At 37.7% G+C, this 16,452-nt stretch carries 14 protein-coding genes and 5 pseudogenes; 10 read left to right on the forward strand and 9 right to left on the reverse strand.

The features are described 5' to 3' along the window. Window positions 1–45 precede the first annotated feature (45 nt). The 8 genes and pseudogenes from AAZO_RS12515 to fdxB all read right to left on the reverse strand — a co-directional run bounded on the left by AAZO_RS12515 (window position 46) and on the right by fdxB (window position 7,034). Window positions 46–531 (reverse strand): hypothetical protein, encoded by a 486-nt coding sequence (locus AAZO_RS12515; protein WP_013191536.1) that lies wholly within the window; start codon window positions 529–531, stop codon window positions 46–48. A gap of 352 nt (window positions 532–883) precedes the next feature. Next, the gene (locus tag AAZO_RS12520) at window positions 884–1,141 is read right to left on the reverse strand and encodes a hypothetical protein (protein ID WP_013191538.1); all 258 of its coding nucleotides are present in this window, start codon (window positions 1,139–1,141) and stop codon (window positions 884–886) included. Between the two features lie 41 nt (window positions 1,142–1,182). Further along, the gene (locus tag AAZO_RS12525; RefSeq protein ID WP_041640272.1) at window positions 1,183–1,500 is read right to left on the reverse strand and encodes a hypothetical protein; all 318 of its coding nucleotides are present in this window, start codon (window positions 1,498–1,500) and stop codon (window positions 1,183–1,185) included. Between the two features lie 476 nt (window positions 1,501–1,976). Beyond that, window positions 1,977–2,549 (reverse strand): annotated as a pseudogene (locus tag AAZO_RS12530) (Uma2 family endonuclease). A 204-nt stretch (window positions 2,550–2,753) separates the two neighbouring features. Beyond that, window positions 2,754–3,350 (reverse strand): cytochrome c oxidase subunit 3, encoded by a 597-nt coding sequence (locus tag AAZO_RS12535; protein ID WP_013191539.1) that lies wholly within the window; start codon window positions 3,348–3,350, stop codon window positions 2,754–2,756. A 163-nt stretch (window positions 3,351–3,513) separates the two neighbouring features. Then, window positions 3,514–5,160, reverse strand: coding sequence for a cytochrome c oxidase subunit I (ctaD, locus tag AAZO_RS12540; protein WP_013191540.1), 1,647 nt, complete (start codon window positions 5,158–5,160; stop codon window positions 3,514–3,516). A 41-nt stretch (window positions 5,161–5,201) separates the two neighbouring features. After that, window positions 5,202–6,167 (reverse strand): cytochrome c oxidase subunit II, encoded by a 966-nt coding sequence (locus tag AAZO_RS12545; RefSeq protein ID WP_013191541.1) that lies wholly within the window; start codon window positions 6,165–6,167, stop codon window positions 5,202–5,204. 573 nt (window positions 6,168–6,740) lie between these two features. Then, window positions 6,741–7,034 carry a ferredoxin III, nif-specific gene (gene fdxB / locus AAZO_RS12550; RefSeq protein WP_013191543.1) on the reverse strand — a complete coding sequence of 98 codons (294 nt, stop codon included), beginning with the start codon at window positions 7,032–7,034 and terminating at the stop codon, window positions 6,741–6,743. Window positions 7,035–7,988: 954 nt separating this feature from the next. Between fdxB and AAZO_RS12555 the strand changes: the two genes are divergently transcribed. The 9 genes and pseudogenes from AAZO_RS12555 to AAZO_RS12590 all read left to right on the forward strand — a co-directional run. Then, the gene (locus tag AAZO_RS12555) at window positions 7,989–9,578 is read left to right on the forward strand and encodes a helix-turn-helix domain-containing protein (protein WP_013191544.1); all 1,590 of its coding nucleotides are present in this window, start codon (window positions 7,989–7,991) and stop codon (window positions 9,576–9,578) included. A gap of 187 nt (window positions 9,579–9,765) precedes the next feature. Continuing rightward, complete coding sequence (locus AAZO_RS12560; protein WP_013191545.1) at window positions 9,766–10,041, forward strand: ribbon-helix-helix domain-containing protein; 276 nt, start codon at window positions 9,766–9,768, stop codon at window positions 10,039–10,041. Then, window positions 10,038–10,382: a type II toxin-antitoxin system PemK/MazF family toxin gene (locus tag AAZO_RS12565; RefSeq protein WP_013191546.1), complete on the forward strand. Its 345-nt coding sequence runs from the start codon at window positions 10,038–10,040 to the stop codon at window positions 10,380–10,382. The genes AAZO_RS12560 and AAZO_RS12565 overlap by 4 nt, the downstream gene beginning before the upstream one ends. A gap of 177 nt (window positions 10,383–10,559) precedes the next feature. Next, entirely contained in the window at window positions 10,560–11,498 is a 939-nt protein-coding gene (dmeF, locus tag AAZO_RS12570) for a CDF family Co(II)/Ni(II) efflux transporter DmeF (protein ID WP_013191548.1), read from the forward strand. A gap of 263 nt (window positions 11,499–11,761) precedes the next feature. Next, window positions 11,762–11,902: a Uma2 family endonuclease gene (locus AAZO_RS41370; RefSeq protein ID WP_266884729.1), complete on the forward strand. Its 141-nt coding sequence runs from the start codon at window positions 11,762–11,764 to the stop codon at window positions 11,900–11,902. 134 nt (window positions 11,903–12,036) lie between these two features. Beyond that, window positions 12,037–12,252 (forward strand): Uma2 family endonuclease, encoded by a 216-nt coding sequence (locus tag AAZO_RS41375; protein WP_266889504.1) that lies wholly within the window; start codon window positions 12,037–12,039, stop codon window positions 12,250–12,252. Between the two features lie 149 nt (window positions 12,253–12,401). Then, window positions 12,402–12,607, forward strand: a pseudogene (locus AAZO_RS12580) (DUF2887 domain-containing protein); the annotation flags it as partial. A 75-nt stretch (window positions 12,608–12,682) separates the two neighbouring features. Beyond that, window positions 12,683–14,124, forward strand: a pseudogene (locus tag AAZO_RS30240) (IS66 family transposase). A 13-nt stretch (window positions 14,125–14,137) separates the two neighbouring features. Beyond that, a pseudogene (locus AAZO_RS12590) lies at window positions 14,138–14,802 on the forward strand (DUF2887 domain-containing protein); the annotation flags it as partial. Between the two features lie 51 nt (window positions 14,803–14,853). Here AAZO_RS12590 and AAZO_RS12595 read toward each other — a convergent pair. After that, complete coding sequence (locus AAZO_RS12595; RefSeq protein ID WP_013191549.1) at window positions 14,854–15,792, reverse strand: serine hydrolase; 939 nt, start codon at window positions 15,790–15,792, stop codon at window positions 14,854–14,856. A 386-nt stretch (window positions 15,793–16,178) separates the two neighbouring features. Between AAZO_RS12595 and AAZO_RS12600 the strand changes: the two are divergent. Next, window positions 16,179–16,358, forward strand: a pseudogene (locus tag AAZO_RS12600) (ATP-binding protein); the annotation flags it as partial. Window positions 16,359–16,452 lie beyond the last annotated feature (94 nt).

Genomic DNA, 16,452 nt, shown 5'->3' on the forward strand with positions numbered 1-16,452 from the left:
GGTTAGTAATTAGTCAGTTGTTTTTCCTGTATACCCAATCCACATTTAATCATCTTCTTCTGGTGGACGGGTCAAAATATCTAGAAGAATACCTGCACCAAAATTATTTTTATCATCAATACCTTTGATTCTGGCACTGATTTCTTTAGCTTGTTCTATTTTCCCTAATTTAGCTAATACCAAACCAGAAGCAGCATAAGCATTTAAGAAAAATCTGATTTGTGGTTCTTGGTGACGTTGAACTAAAATAGGTAGAAGTGCTTGCCAATTATCTGGTAGATTTTCCTCTTTTTTAATTTTAGCGGTTATTTTTTCTGCTGTTGTCAGTGCTAGAACATAATTATTTTTGTAGTAAAAATATCTATAAGCAGCAACTAAAACACCTGTGTTTTCTTCTGTTTTAGCTAAAGCCTGTTGTATATAACTGTCAGAAGCTTCTGTATTATCCCAAGTTTGTGTGGCTAATATCAATAGTTCTTTGACATCATTGGATACGTCAAACCATGACAATCTGTTTGTATCAATTTGCATAATAGGTAATCAATCCCATTTTCTCTGGAATATTTAGGATTCTTCCTATCTATTATTGAATAATTTAAATCGTAGTCATGTCAATGAATTTAATTATTTCTTATGGTAGTTCCTTTTAAAAGGAGAGATACTCAGTGTAATTTTAACGGAGGAGCAACTATAATTTTGAGTTGTGTTAATCTAAATATAGACCAGAGGAGAGCCAAAAATTATGATGAATGGATTAATAAATATATTAATAGCCCTTTTATTTAAAAAAGCTTTTAATTCTGTTTCTTAATTCACTGAAATAATTTTCATGATCTTCTAGTATCCACTCTGTAATCTCATAGGAGTGTTGAGGTTTTAAAAATTATATTTGATACTCTTGAAACAAATCTTCTAAGATATGGGAAGCATGATTTTTTTGATAAATCCATTCCTCATCATGATATTTTTCTGGTTTAACCTCATTCGATAAATAATTCCTGTTTGTGAAATCTTCCTCCAGCCATTGGTTTATATGCTTTTGTTCTAATTTATCTTCTTCTGCAAGAATCCTTGCATTTTGTAATTCTTTATTAATTACATATGTTATTGCGTTGGGATACAATATATAATTCTCGTACATAGTTAGTTTTACCCAAGTAATTAAATTCTTACTTATTTTTTCTAAATTTTAACATTGTTTATCTGTTTTACCTTCCTATCAAATACGAAACCAATTGTTGGTGGAACTAAACTGTCTTGATTACTAACTTTTTGATAAAGCCAAAAGAAAGTCTCAGCTAATTTAGAATTGTTCCTATCTAATAATGCACCTGTGGAATGAACACGCAAAATTCTAGTTGCTCTGAGCTTTTCTTTTGCAATTTTTTTCAAAATTAAAGGAAAACATTCTTCTTCAGTTGCACCTTCTACCCAAAGAATACGATTAGCACCAAAAATATCTGATAATTGAACTCCAATTTCATTTATAAGGCTATACATATCATGTGCCTTTTTTGAGTCACTTACAGATATAAATGTTTTATATTCTGCTTCATCATATTTAATTTGTACGATAGTAGAAGGTTCAGCAGCACCAATAATTGCTGGTGAGTGAGTTGTAACAAAATATTGATTGATGCTGAGGAAACACCTTGATAATTTCTATTAAATCTTATGTCGCTCCTGGATGTAAAAACGACTGAGGTTCATCAATAATAATCGCTCTAGAATCTTGTGAAGTAACAACAATATATAAAATGGCTATAACTTGGCTAATTCCAGTTCCACATAATTCTAAACAAAGGACAAGCTCTACAGATTTTACAGAAAAAACAACGAGAATATGAAGAATGGGTAGAGGATGTTAGAGTTAAGCTTAATAAAGCAGGAGCAGAATTAGAAAGAGGAGAAGGAGTTCCTTTAGAAACAGTTGTGGAACAGATACAGGCAAAGTTTCGTCATGCTCGTGAGATTGTTTACTCAAAATCAACACCGCGATAAATTTCTGATGTTGGTAATTTAACTCCAATTAACTCCAAGAAAATATATTCTTCTAAATTATTAAAATCACTTAATAACCAAGCTTGCGATTGCTTACTATATTTTTCTATAAAAATTTCATCTTGTTCAAGTAATAAGTATTCACAACAACTGCTAATTGAACGATACATAATAAACTTGCTTATGCCGTAATAATATGCTTTTGAAGGAGATAATACTTCCACAATTTAAATATAATTTAACACTTCATCGGTGCGATTTTTATTTAGTTGCGGTTCACCTTTAAAAACCATTATATCTGGATATAATCCACGTTTATATTCAGGAATCCATAGCCGCAAATCGCTATTAATTGCCTCAAAGTTGCTATTACCCAGGAGAAATTTTAGAAATGAAAAAATATTACCACCTATACTGGTATAGTTGAGTGAGCATCCAGTCATTAGTACGATTTCTCCATCATGATATTCATTGCGCCCTTCAGCTTTTTCTTCAATGGCGCGATATTCATCTAAACTATAACAACGCTCAACAGTGCTAATCATCATGCTGTAACAGACTACATTGAAGTCATCATGATTATAGCAAAATTGCGGCTATTGCTGATGTGAATTACTAAAATTCTCAGTGAATTACATTTAATTTTATTTCCTGATCCAGACGCAAAAGCGCAGAGAGAAATTACTTTAATAAGGTTTTTTACCAGAAGCAAGGGTGAGTAATTCGTCATTGGGAATTACTCATTACCCATTTTAAAATGCGTTGAGAATGTAAACCAAAGTGAATAGAACAATCCAGATTATATCAACGAAGTGCCAGTAAATTTCTGCCATTTCGATGCCTGTATGTTTGGTAGCAGAATAATGACCATGACGCAAAGAACGCCATAACACACCCAAAATTAACAACAGTCCGATAAAGACGTGCAACCCGTGGAAACCCGTCATCAAATAAAAGCAATTAGCGAAAACATTGGTGGTTAGACTATAACCCAAGTTCATATATTCATAAACCTGACCGGCTAGGAATACAGCACCCATAACTGCGGTGATAAAATACCAAAACCGCATCCAACTAACGCTATTTTTTTTAATTGCCATATCACCGAAGTGAATGACAAAACTGCTAGAAACAAGAATGATAGTGTTAATTGTGGGTACAAATAATTCTACTTCTGTTCCTTCTGGTGGCCAAACTGCCGTAGTACCTTTAAAAAACAAATAGGTGGCGAAAAATCCACCAAACATCAAAGATTCAGAAACCAAAAAAGTTAACAGTCCCCAAACTCTTAAATCTGGATGTGCTTCCTGTCCACCTTCGTGATGTTCACTAGTTGTAATTGCAGTCATTTCATTTACCTACCTACTAATAAATGTAGGTTGGGTTGAAGTAAGGAAACCCAACGTTTTCGGACTTAAGGAAACTCAACATTTTCGGACGGAAGAAAACCCCCCAAAATGTTGGGTTGGTTGGGTTAAGCGACAGCGCAACCCAACCTACAATTTCTGCGTTTTAACTTACAGCTTCTGTCACTGAAGAAGATTCATCATGAATCTGACCATAGTCATAGGGTCCATGAGTGACAACGGGTAATACTTCCCAGTTTTCAAGAATTGGAGGGGAACTAGTTGTCCATTCCAAAGTTAAACTTTCCCAAGGATTATCACCTGCGAACTCGCCGTTTCTCCAACTGTTAATAGCGTTGTAAGCGAAGGGAATTACTGAAATACCTAAAATGAATGCCCCAATGGTGCAAAGCTGGTTTAAGCTGATAAATTGGGGATCATACATGGCAACTCGGCGAGGCATTCCTTGTAAACCCAATTCGTGCATGGGTAGGAATGTTAAGTTGGTACCAATTAAAGTGAGAACAAAGTGAACTCTTCCCCAGGTTTCATTCATCATTCTGCCGGTCATTTTGGGGAACCAATGATAGATACCTGCGTAAATACCAAAAACGGAACCGCCAAATAAAACGTAGTGGAAATGTGCGACTACATAATATGTGTCGTGGACGTGAACGTCAAAGGGTACTGTTCCCATTGTTACGCCGCTTAAACCACCAATGACGAACATGGATAATAAGCCGATCGCAAATAACATGGCGCTGGTAAAACGGATTTTTCCACCCCAGAGGGTTGCAACCCAACCGAAGATTTTTACACCTGTGGGAACCCCAACTATGAGGGTAGAAATGGTGAAGAACATCCGCATCCAACCGGGTGTTCCACTCGTGAACATATGGTGTACCCAGACGAATAAACCGACGACGCAAATGGCGACACTGGAATAGGCGATCGCTTTATAACCGAAAATAGGTTTCCGTGCATGGGTGGGAATAACTTCTGACATAATTCCGAAAATCGGCAGAATCATTAAATAAACTGCTGGATGGGAATAAAACCAGAATAAATGTTGGTAAATAACGACGTTACCACCTGCATCTGGTTTGAAGAAGGAAGTCCCAAAGTTAATATCAAATAACAGCAGAATTAAACCTGCTGCTAATACTGGTGTAGATAAAAGTGCGAGTATGGAAGTTGCTAAAATTGCCCAGCAAAATAAGGGGACTTGATCCCATTTCATGCTAGGAACTTTCATCATCAAAATGGTGATGACAAAGTTTAATGAACCCAAAATTGAGGAAGTTCCTACTAATACAATCGCCAAAATCCACATTGTTTGCGCGATTGGTGCTGTGACTAAGCTTAAAGGTGGGTAAGCTGTCCAACCAGATTGAGAACCACCAAAAATGAAACTTAGTAACAGTAATAATCCTGCGGGTGGATTTAACCAAAAGGCGATCGCATTTAATTTGGGAAACGCCATATCTCTAGCACCCAGCATCAAGGGAACTAGATAATTACCAAATCCCCCAATTGCACTGGGAACAATCCATAGGAAAATCATGATTGTCCCATGATTGGTCATGAAAGCGTTGTACAGATTTGGATCAATGAAGTCTGCTTCTGGTGTTGCTAACTCGGTGCGGATAGCGATCGCCATCAACCCACCAATCAAATAAAATGCAAAGGCCGTCACCAAATATTGAATCCCAATTACTTTGTGATCAATATTAAAGGTGAAATAGTCCTTCAATTTCCACGCCTTATGATCTGAGATGTGTGGCGTATTTAGTGGAACTTCTAACTGTGTCATAAGCTATTTTGCGAATTTGTTCAGTAGTCAACTGAACACTGCTATTTTTCAATTTGAGATAGAGTTGCTGCACCTACTCCCATATCATTAATGTATGGAGTAAGAAATTCAGATGTGGATAAATCAGCGGGATTAACAGCTACAACTTGAGGTTTTCCCTGCTGTTGTGCTAACTGATTCTCTGTTAACCAACTATCAAAATCTCCTTGGGTGTGGACAATAACTTGTGATCGCATAGAACCGTGATAGCCACCACACAATTCTGCACAAACTACTGGATATGTACCTGGTTTTGTAGCCACGAATCTCAGTTCGGTCGGTACACCGGGAATTGCATCTTGTTTCAAGCGAAATTGGGGAACCCAGAAGGAATGAATTACATCATCTGCTGATAAATTCAGTTGCACATCAGCACCAACAGGAACGTGCAGTTCTCCAGCAGAAATACCAGTTTGAGGATAGTTAAATAACCACGCAAACTGAATCCCTTTGACATCAACTACCAAATCTGCTGGTTTACCTTGAGTTTGGGGACTTCGACCAATACCAATATTGGGAGTAACTAAAGATTGAGAACCATCACTCATACTAGCAGCTATCGCCGTACCAGAAACATGAGCAACATGGCCATGAGGATGACTACCCGGTTCTAATCCTCCCATTTGGTTATAAATATTTACGCTGTAAATACCTAAAACAACCACAATGACAGTTGGTACTGCTGTCCAAAAAATCTCTAAGGCTAAGTTACCTTTTATGGGCGTACCATCACTATTGTCACCTGGACGGCGACGATACATAAACAAGAAAATTAAAATCGTTCCTTCTACTACTAAAAATAGAGCGATCGCAATGGTAAACATGATATTAAAAAATCCGTCTACCAAAGGCGCTTGTTGCGATGCTTGTACTGGAAGTAGATGATGATTTTGACCAATCCAGATGCTAATAGGGGAAATTATCATCCCAGCTAAAAGCGTCCACAACGATACAGGAACTTTTTGCATACTACCTGCTCTCTATCAGTTATCAGTTATCAGTGACTAGTTATCAATCTGTTAATTTTTCACTGATTTAGTGCATCGCATCCTGCTGTTGATATTTACCCCTAGCCAAATAATATATTCATGGCTAATAGGTTGAACAATTTCAGAGGTATTTTTGATTTTCACTTATTAACGTTCTAACTTGCACCTTACCGAAAATGGGTAAAACTTCCAGATTTTTTCATAACCTTCCCTCTAAAAATGTTCCCATTCCCAACTTTTTTAAGAAATGATTAATCTTGTAACCTATTTCTGTTTAAGAATAACAATTTATGATTTATATTTTTGTTTAGCCTGAACTTTTATCCACTTATAATAAGAATGAAGTATTCCCCTCTAATTACCTTCTTTAGGGTATTTACGGAATTAAACAATGTAGCTAATTCCCAAAAATCTTAGTGTAAGCATTTAGCCATGAGCCATTAGCAGTCAGCTTTTTCAGGCTAATACCAAAAATACCTATTTGATAATTAACCAATTTTTCAAACATTCTGACTCCTGACTCCTGAATCCTGACTCCTAAATTCTTACATCTTAGTTATCTGATGTTGTATGAGAATAACAGTTTTTGGGACAAATTCTAGAACAAGCTTCACAACCAATGCAGTTTTCTGGATGTTCAACTGACATTACCTTCCGTTCAATTTCTTCATCATCTTCATCTTCTACAAATTCACCCTCTTCGTTCAATGCTTTCAAATCTAAAACACTTTGACCGCATACTTTAATACATCTGCCACAACCGATACATTTATCTTTATCAATTGCTTGGGCAAATTTAGGTGTCCAAGTCTTACCGCCAAATGTTACGCCTGTTAATGTTGCCATGAATCTATCCTCAGCAATTTCGCTTACAACTTAGTTGGTGATTTAATCCTAATAATAGCCTAATATTTTGGAGTTTTGATGAGAAAAATTAACTTTTTTATCAAATTTTACTGACTTGCTAAATAGTGTCAATTGGTTCGAGGTTATTGAAAATAATAAATGCTATTAATTCTTATTAAATAAAATTGAGATACATCTTCATAAGCAGTCCTATATAAGGCATTAGCTCAATGATTTATTGACTTAAGTAATAACTTCTCCCTTGATATTATTTTGCAAATATAATATTTAAAATTTGGATATAAAATCTACTTTAACCGTATTTGTAGATACAAACTAAGTTTTAGTTATTTTTTATGCAAGCATCTATACAAATCCCATGAGAGTAAAAGTTATATTTTGGCATTAACTCAGTGTAGGACAAAGAGCTTAATTTCGAAAAAATGTAACGTTTATAACGAGACACAAATTTATATTAGTTGTCAAGACAATTAAATACTAAATTAGAACAGTTTGACATTAGTTAGATGTTATTTAAAAACACTTTCACCCAGTATCTTCGGTCAATATACAATACAAATATTAAGAAATTGTCCTAAGCTTATTCTGAACAAACTTAGCAAGCTCTTTATGAAATGTATAGTTAATAAAGAAGCAATGAAGCCCTAATTTTCAGGATCTGAAATCAGTGACAGATAATACAACAAAATCGAGAACTCAGAAGTCAGTAAGCAGGAAACTCCAACGCAGAAGTTAGGAAAAACAAACTACTTAGAACTGATGACTGATAACTGATAACTGATAACTGATAACTGATAACTGATAACTGATAAGTGAGGCGAGAAAAACTTTTCTTCTCATGGAGATAATTTGGTAGCAAGTTATGAATCAAGAGGAGACATCGAGGGTAGAATTGAGCCAAACATCTCAGCAATTAGAGTAGGAAGAAGCCTTATGCCTTATACAATTCCTAACAAAAATTGCGATGGATGTGATAACTGCCGCCCCCAATGTCCTACGGGTGCAATCAAAATTGAAAATGATAAATATTGGATTGATCCTTGTCTGTGTAACAATTGTGAGGGTTATTATCCAGAACCGCAATGTGTAATTGCCTGTCCAAGCAATTCTCCCATACCTTGGCAAGCTAAAAAAGGCAGATGCAAAGTTGAAGCGCGAGAACCTACCAGTCCTGATTTATTTTCTAATGGCAAGAATAACCCTTTTGCTTCGGCAATAGTTATTTGGGAAGCTTGCAATCTACTAGCGCAACGTAAATCATTAAATTGGGAGACAGACGCAGAAGGTAATTTACATTATAGCCGACAAGTTAATCAAGGTCGGGGTGCAATTTCCTTTCACATCCAAGACCCATTTCAAGTTAGCAACCTGGCTAAAGATTTACAAGCAATCGAAAGTCTCGATATTCGGGCTGCTTGTATTCATCTGATTTTTGCCGCCCATGCTACAACCTTAGAACAACCTTGGGATCAGGAATTTGCGATTGATGAACGCCAAATTGAAAAATATTTGGGGTTAGAAAAACGCAAAGACCTCAATAAAGTTGCCAAGCTATGTCTAATCAAAAACATCGTCCAGCAAGGTTGTTCACTGATTGTTTCTATTGACTGGCCTCAAAGGGGTAGAGTTCCCGGATTTTCTGTTTTAGATAGTCGTTTGTGGCATTTAACAGATATACAGCACCATTTTCAAGAAGATGATCAGGGGTGCAAATATCTGATTGGCCTGACATTTAAAATTAAAGCTGGCATCTGGGCGCAACATTTCTTAAATAAACAAGGCTGTAAAGAACGCAGTCGATTCTATCAATATGGTAGTCTTCCAAAAACGCTGTTAACTACAGTTATGAGTCTTTGGCAGCAACATGAAGGTGCTGTCAGACTGATGTTATGGTTATTATTTAAAACCAAAATGGGTAGAGAACAACGCATCACAGTTCCTACCTTATTACGTGTTGCTTATGGTGAGGAAAAAATTCACCTAGCCGCTAGACAAAGAGATGAACGTAAGCGCCTCTTGCGAACATTTGAAAATGATTTGGAAGTTCTCAATCATTATGGAGTCAAAGCAATTTTTGACCCAATTACTTACCCGCGAGAAATTCAACCTTTGTGGGCTAAATTAGTCGATATTCCCGAAGATCCACATGAAGCCTTGGAATTTTGGATTAATGATGGTAGTGGTCATACTCGACTTACAGATAGCGGACCTCGTGGTAAATGGAAGTTGCTGATGAATGCGCGGATTTCATCTTTTGAACTTCCTCCAGAATGGGAACAACAAAGTTCAGAAGCAGAGAAAAAAAAGCGGCGTGCCATTAGGAGTAAAAAAATCATCAAAAGCACAGATGATTTATTAGCAGAACAGGTTATACAAGCACGAAAAAGTATCGATCTTTCCCAAAGAGAACTAGCAAAACTCACTGGTAAAAGCCAAAGCTGGATTCGTGATGTGGAAAGTGGCCGTCTTAAACCCAAATTAGAAGACCAAATATTATTGAGAAAGGTCTTGAATATACTTTAATTGCTAATGGGTAATGGGTAATGGGTAAATTTCTTTCTGTCACCTGTCACCTGTCACCTGTCACCTGTCACCTGTCACCTGTCACCTGTCACCTGTATTTCTTTAGAGTTCATCTTTTACTTACTATTTGGTGCCTGAAACGATATCATATAAGTCATCACTTCAGACATCACACGATGAACGCGCTATGAAGGCAGAAACCATTCGCACGACGCTAACTATCCCGAAAGAACTGCTGGAAGCTACAGATAAGGCAGTGCTGGAAGGGAAAGCCAAGAGTCGAAATGATTTTGTTGTCCAGGCTTTAAAGCGGGAGTTAGCAGCCCAAAAAAGAGCCGAAATTGATACTGCTTTGGCAGAAATGGCAAGGGATCCAGATTATCAAGTAGAAGTCTTAAAGATGGAGGCTGAATTTGCGCCAGCGCAATGGGAGGCGTTGCAGTTAGGGGAAATTCCAAGATGAAACGGGGTGAAGTGTATGATGCCCGTCTGGAGATGACTGAAGGTTCAGAACAGGGAGGAACTCGCCCCGTAATTATTGTCAGTCGTGACGTGATTAATGTATCTAGCCCGGTAGTTTTAGCAGTACCTTGTACCACTTATCAAGATGGGAAGCGAGTTTACCCCACTCAAGTCTTAATTTTAGCACCAGATGGAGGACTCAAGAAAGACTCGATCGCAATGGCAGATCAGGTGCGGGTATTGTCTAAAACCCGCTTTTTGCGTTTGAGAGGAGTGCTTTCTGAAGCTGTATTGACACATTTGGCGCAGGCTTTGTTGATTGCTTTGGATTTACCAGGGTGAGTAGAATGGCTTTAATGCTTGTAGATGATGGGTTTTGTTCTTTTACCCATCCTACACGCTGGGCGATAGCACTCATGATTAAGATCATTGAAGATTTTAGCTAGAATAATTATGCACAAAATTTGAAAAGATGGCTGTAATCTTGAATATATTGACGAAAGGAGTGTAGAAAGTTCCGTGCATATCCATACGCTTGAACAATGGCATCATTCTCACGATTTTTCTGTTGACCAAAATCATGCAGAAAGAAATACCAAAATAGTCATGCTGCTAACAGCATTAACCATGGTTGTAGAAATTGTCGCTGGAACAATTTTTGGTTCAATGGCTTTGCTTGCTGATGGTTGGCACATGACAACCCATGTTGCAGCGTTTGGAGTTACGATTTTTGCCTATCAATATGCACGAAGTAACGCCAGTAATCCTCAATATACCTTCGGCACAGGAAAAGTTAGCGTACTGGGAGGGTTTGCTAGTGCTGTAGCACTTGCTGTCATCGCTTTTGTGATGGGACTTGAATCACTAGGTCGTTTTTTTCAGCCGCACACTATTCTGTTTAACGAAGCAATTCGTGTTGCTGTTATTGGTTTAGTTGTCAATGTAACCAGTGCTTTTTTATTGCAAGATCATCATCACCATGAACATGAAGATGATCACAATCATCATGACCATAACCTTCGTGCTGCTTACGTCCACGTTTTAGCAGATGCACTAACTTCTATTTTTGCCATTATAGCTTTATTCGCTGGTAAGTTTCTGGGTTGGGTTTGGATCGATGCGGCTATGGGATTTATTGGTGCAGCTGTGATTGCCAAATGGTCTTATGGATTGGTGCATCATACTGGTTTAATTTTGCTAGATGGAGCAATTGATAAACAAACAAAGTTAGCTGTTGTCAATGCCATTGAAGAAGACGCTGATAATCGAGTTACAGACTTACATATTTGGTATGTGGGTCAGCATCATTTAGCAGCTACAATTTCTTTGGTTACTCATTACCCACAAACATCAGAATATTATAAAAACCTACTAAAAGATATCCCATCTCTTGCTCATGTATCTGTGGAAGTTAATCATTGTCATGGTGAGCCTTGTGTAGATATACACAGGACATAAAATGCTGATCGTTGCTGTAACTCATAAGTAAGAATTCAGGAGTCAGGAGTCAGAATGTTTGAGAAATTGGTTAATTATCAAATAGGTATTTTTGGCGTTAGCCTGAAAAAGCTGACTGCTGATATTTGATTGCTGAATGCGTATAGTCATAATAGTTTCAGGTTTCATTATTGATGAGGTGAGATGGTGGTTATTGCTAATACCAACCCGCCGATTATTACTTCAGAAGTGACACTCACTTTACTCCAGATGAGTATCGAGAGATGGAAGAAACCGCCGAAGAACGTCACGAATACCGTAATGGAGAAATTATTATTATGCCGGGAGGTTCAGAAGTTCACAGCCGTTTTACTGTAAATATCACAACTTTTCTCAAGTTATCGCTCCGCGATACTAACTTTTAAACTTATAATGGGGACTTAAGAATCTGGATTCCTAACTTTAATTATGGAACTTATGCTGATGTTCTTGTGATTAATGGTGACCCAGAATTTAATAGTGATCGCATCGCACTGATGAAATTCTCAATCCTTTACTGATTGTTGAAGTTCTTTCACCTTCCACCGAAGGTCATGATCGTGGGGATAAATTCAGAAAATATCGCTCTGGTTCCAGTTTTTGTGAATATGTGCTTGTCAGTCAAATTGAACCTTATATTGAGCAGTATTATAAACAGGAAGATGAAAATAATAGTCTTTGGCAATTGCAGGTTTATGAATTGAGCGGTCAGTTCTTCTCCATAGAAGAAATGTAAAAGTTCGTTTGCAGGAAATTTATCCGCGGGTTAAATTTTAAATAATAAATTTTACAAATTTTTAACCTCAAAATATTTGGTGATACAAAAACCCATTATAAAGAGATATGTGACTAAAGTTGTTCCAGGTTGCAAAAGTAAAGTTATTTATGCGTCGAAATTCAATCTTTTACAAACTATTTCAACAATCTCCTTCTCTGCTTCTCTGTTATTTAAACTATTGACAAATCTGCCAACAAATCCGGATCCTTACCGATTTGATTCCGTAGCTGTCAAAGAACCCAAATTTGAAATTGACGGAGTATTTTTACCACTGGAAACCGAAGGTGCAGGAGTAGTATATTTCTACGAGGTGTAGTTTCAAAAAGATGTAAGGATTCAGGTGGTGGGGTATTGACAAGTGTGATAGGAGAGGCAGAATATAGCAGTTATGGAAAAGAAGCTGGGACCAAAAATAGACAGAGACATATTGAAGCAGCTAGGAACAGAGCAACTGGTAGAAATAAATCATTATTGACCAGAGCGAAAGTATAGAGAAGCTAACAAATAGAGTAGTAGAACTGGAAAAAGAAATAGAGAAACTCAAAGTCAGTAGAGATTTAGATACCATAACATGATCCAAACCACCGTCGGGAGACATCCTCAAAGAAACCGAGAACAAACAAGAAGAGAAACCAGAAGAAAACCAGACACGAAAGCGGAAACCAAGAGGACAACCAGGGCATAGGGAAAAAATGAGAAAGGGGTTTGGTGGAGTAGATAGAATAGATTTGAGATAGTGGGACGGCAAGTGTGTGGATGGTGAGGTCAGGGGCAATTCTTTGGCGAACCAATAAAAATCCAAACACAACAAGTAGGGGAGTTGGTGGACAGTCCAATCCAAATAGTAGAATATGAAAGATATACGTGGATTTGCAGTGTGTGTGGGGAAACAGAAAGGGCACACTGGTCACCAGAGATAGTACCGGGACAAGATATAGGAATCACAGGACAAGCTTTTTTGGGATGGATCAATAACTAGGGCCATTGAGCCTATGAAAAACAACACTTGTTGTTGTGGGAACTGGGTCAAATAGAAATTGGAGTGGGAACATTAGTAGGTACCAATGAAGGAATAGATGGTCCAGTGGCTCAAAGTATTCATAGCCTCAAACACTGGATAAAACAAACCTAGCCTCATATCCTTGGGGATGAAACACCCTGGGTAGTCAAAGGGGTGAAACAATGGTTATGGATTTTTGCCAATAGTGACTTCCCTTGATTTTATGGGTCTGATACTCCTTGTCCTACCGAATTAGAATCCATTGTGGGTTCAAGTTACTCTGGTGTACTCAGTTCTGATGACTTTACTGCCTATAACGGTTATGCGGTCACAGCTCAACAGAAATGTCAGGCACATCTACCCTACCCCGTCACTTCAAGACACTAATCAAGATTCCTGGCTTCAATCACCAAGAAATTGGCACAAAATTCATGGACCTCATAGATGAAGGTTTTAAAAACTACCCTTTATTCCAACAAACCCAAAACCTTCATGAATTCTTGACTTGCCCATCCTAGTTTCAACCAAAAGTTGAATCTTCCATTCATTCATTGATCAAGCCCCAGGGGAACCTGGTAAACTTTTACCTTCCTTAGGCAATAGACCTTGATCATAATTTAGCTGAACCAAGCTTAGGTTTAGCACTGATACAAGGAAAAGTCTGTGGTGGTTCTCTTTCTCTGGAGCTATTCCAACATCCTGCCAATTTATTGACGGTTATACAAACTTGTCGCCATCAAGCACTTTCTCTAATTGAGTTTTTTGACCAACCTATTAAAGCCATGGTTCACTCTGCTTTCCATACACCTTCTTTAATCCCTCTTCCTTAGACCTGAATCCTGACGAAAAGATGAGCAGCTTTATGAAAGAGTATTTGTCGAATCTTCACTATATTTTTACCGCAACCGTGCTAGATTTAGCCATTGGCAAGCAGTGTTAATTTATCCATCTCGCAAGACAGAACAAAGCGATATTTATCCTCATCGTAGCTTACTCAATGGTAATCAAGTACATCCTATATTTAGAAGAATTGGGAGATATTCGGCAATTACCTGTATGGATAGCATTGATGGTTGGTACTCACTACCTTAGAAGAAAGTCAAGCACCAGAAGCAGTAAGGTATTTGTTAACCAGAACCAGTGCAGAAATACCAGAGCCATCAAGTCCCGCCATAATAGAGATGATCATGAGGACAATGGTGTACCAGTTTGAACAACTCAGCCACAGGGAGGTAGAATCTATGCTAGGGATTAAACTCAAAGAATCGCGAGTTTATCGAGAAATTAAAGAAGAAAAACGGTAAGAAGGATGCGAAGAAGGAGTAGAACAAGCAACAATTAATCTGGTTATCCGACTATTGACTAAGCAATTTGGAGAATTATCGGTCGAAACACGCGCGTCAATTTCTGCTTTACCATTACCTGTGCTGGAAGATTTGAGCGAAGCATTGTTAGATTTTACCAGTTTGGCTGATTTGCAGGTTTGGTTGCAAGCTTTGCCGGATTAATAAATGTTGTGGGATGCGTTAACTGTCCTTAACGCACCACTTAAATAATGTTTATAAATTGCTTACAGCTTCGGCAATTTTTCTGGAGACAAAGGGTAAAATTTCCCGACTTTTAGCTTGTTCTTTCCCTTCCGTAAATACTACTAACAAGTAAGGACGCTGGTCTGGTAATTCAATATAAGCCGCATCATGACGCACTGAACTTGTCCAACCAGCTTTTGACCAAATTTGACTATTTCGGGGTAATCCACCGCCTAGAAAGCCTGTAACCTGGTCTTCCTCGACATATTTGGGTAACTCATCAGTTTTAATACTGCGTTTGAGTAAACACATCATGGATTGCGATCGCCCACTTGAAACCGCAACCCCACCCACGATACTATGCAATAACCTAGCAGTAGCATTGGCAGTCAGCATATTCCGATTTTCAAACATCTCTCCATAAAATGCTCTTTCCCGTCCATAGGGACCATCACCCCAGGTTTTTTGACAGACGTTAATAGTCCCCATTTCTTCCCAACCCAAGGACTGATAATAGCGGTTAATAATATTGCGTTGATATTTCCAAGTTTCAAAAGGGCCAGTGGGTAACTCTGGACCAGAAGTAGTACCGCTGAGAATATCAACAATTAAACTGGTAGCATCATTACTAGAATTAATAATCATATCACCCAAGGCTCGTTCCAATTCCTTGGAAGTATTACTCATACCTTTTTCTAGCCATTCGTGAACCGTTACTAAATAAAACAACTTCACTACACTAGCGGGATAGATGCGTTCTCCACCACGATAACTAAATCCTCGTACAGGATGATTCCAAAAAGCATCAGGAGTCAAAGCACCACCTGTATTAACACGAACAGGAGGATCATACACCACCCAAGTTAAAGCAATTTGGTCACGGTTTAAACTTGCAAAATTAGACCAAATTACCTCTAAAATTTCATTACCGAGATGTTCTAGTTGTTCGTCTTTTTTAGAAAAAACCATTTGTCAAAAATATCCTTATGGTAAGCGATTCCGGATTTACACTGTATAACCTCACATCTTGCACCAAGAAAAATTGATGGAACTAAATTATACAGTATTTTACCAAAACCCTTGATTTACCGATAAAAACCAATAAAAATAAGGTGGTCTTATCGCCCATATTTTTAGGTTGCCTGGGTTTGTACGGAGAGGTGCAAGATATGAGTAACCAAATCAGTCTAACTCTTGTCGTGTTGGGTATCCCTGTCTGATCAAATGTGCAAAAATCTTTAAATTACCTGTATTTTAATTGATTATGACTCTATTTTATCGCTTAATCCTAGCATTACCTATCTAATTACGAGGTAGCTATTATTATCAGGCGATTTTCAGGCAATTTACCAACCATGAAACTGGATTTAACAAGGTTTTTTCAGATTTGCAACCTTTCTAAGACGCTGGTCGTGGGGAAAGCTGAAGATAGACAATATTTTATTGATTTTTCTCAAGTGCGTGGCGCAATGATTATTGAAGAATTAAAACTTACTATTAACCGCCTTGCACCTGATGATCCTACCTGGCAATTATTAAAGGAATTGTCAAAAACCAAAAATATTACAGGTCATGAAAACTAGAATATATTAATTCCGGATCTGTTGGTTTTTTAATAGACCTCTTGCA

Source organism: 'Nostoc azollae' 0708 (genome assembly GCF_000196515.1).
Classification (GTDB): domain Bacteria; phylum Cyanobacteriota; class Cyanobacteriia; order Cyanobacteriales; family Nostocaceae; genus Trichormus_B; species Trichormus_B azollae.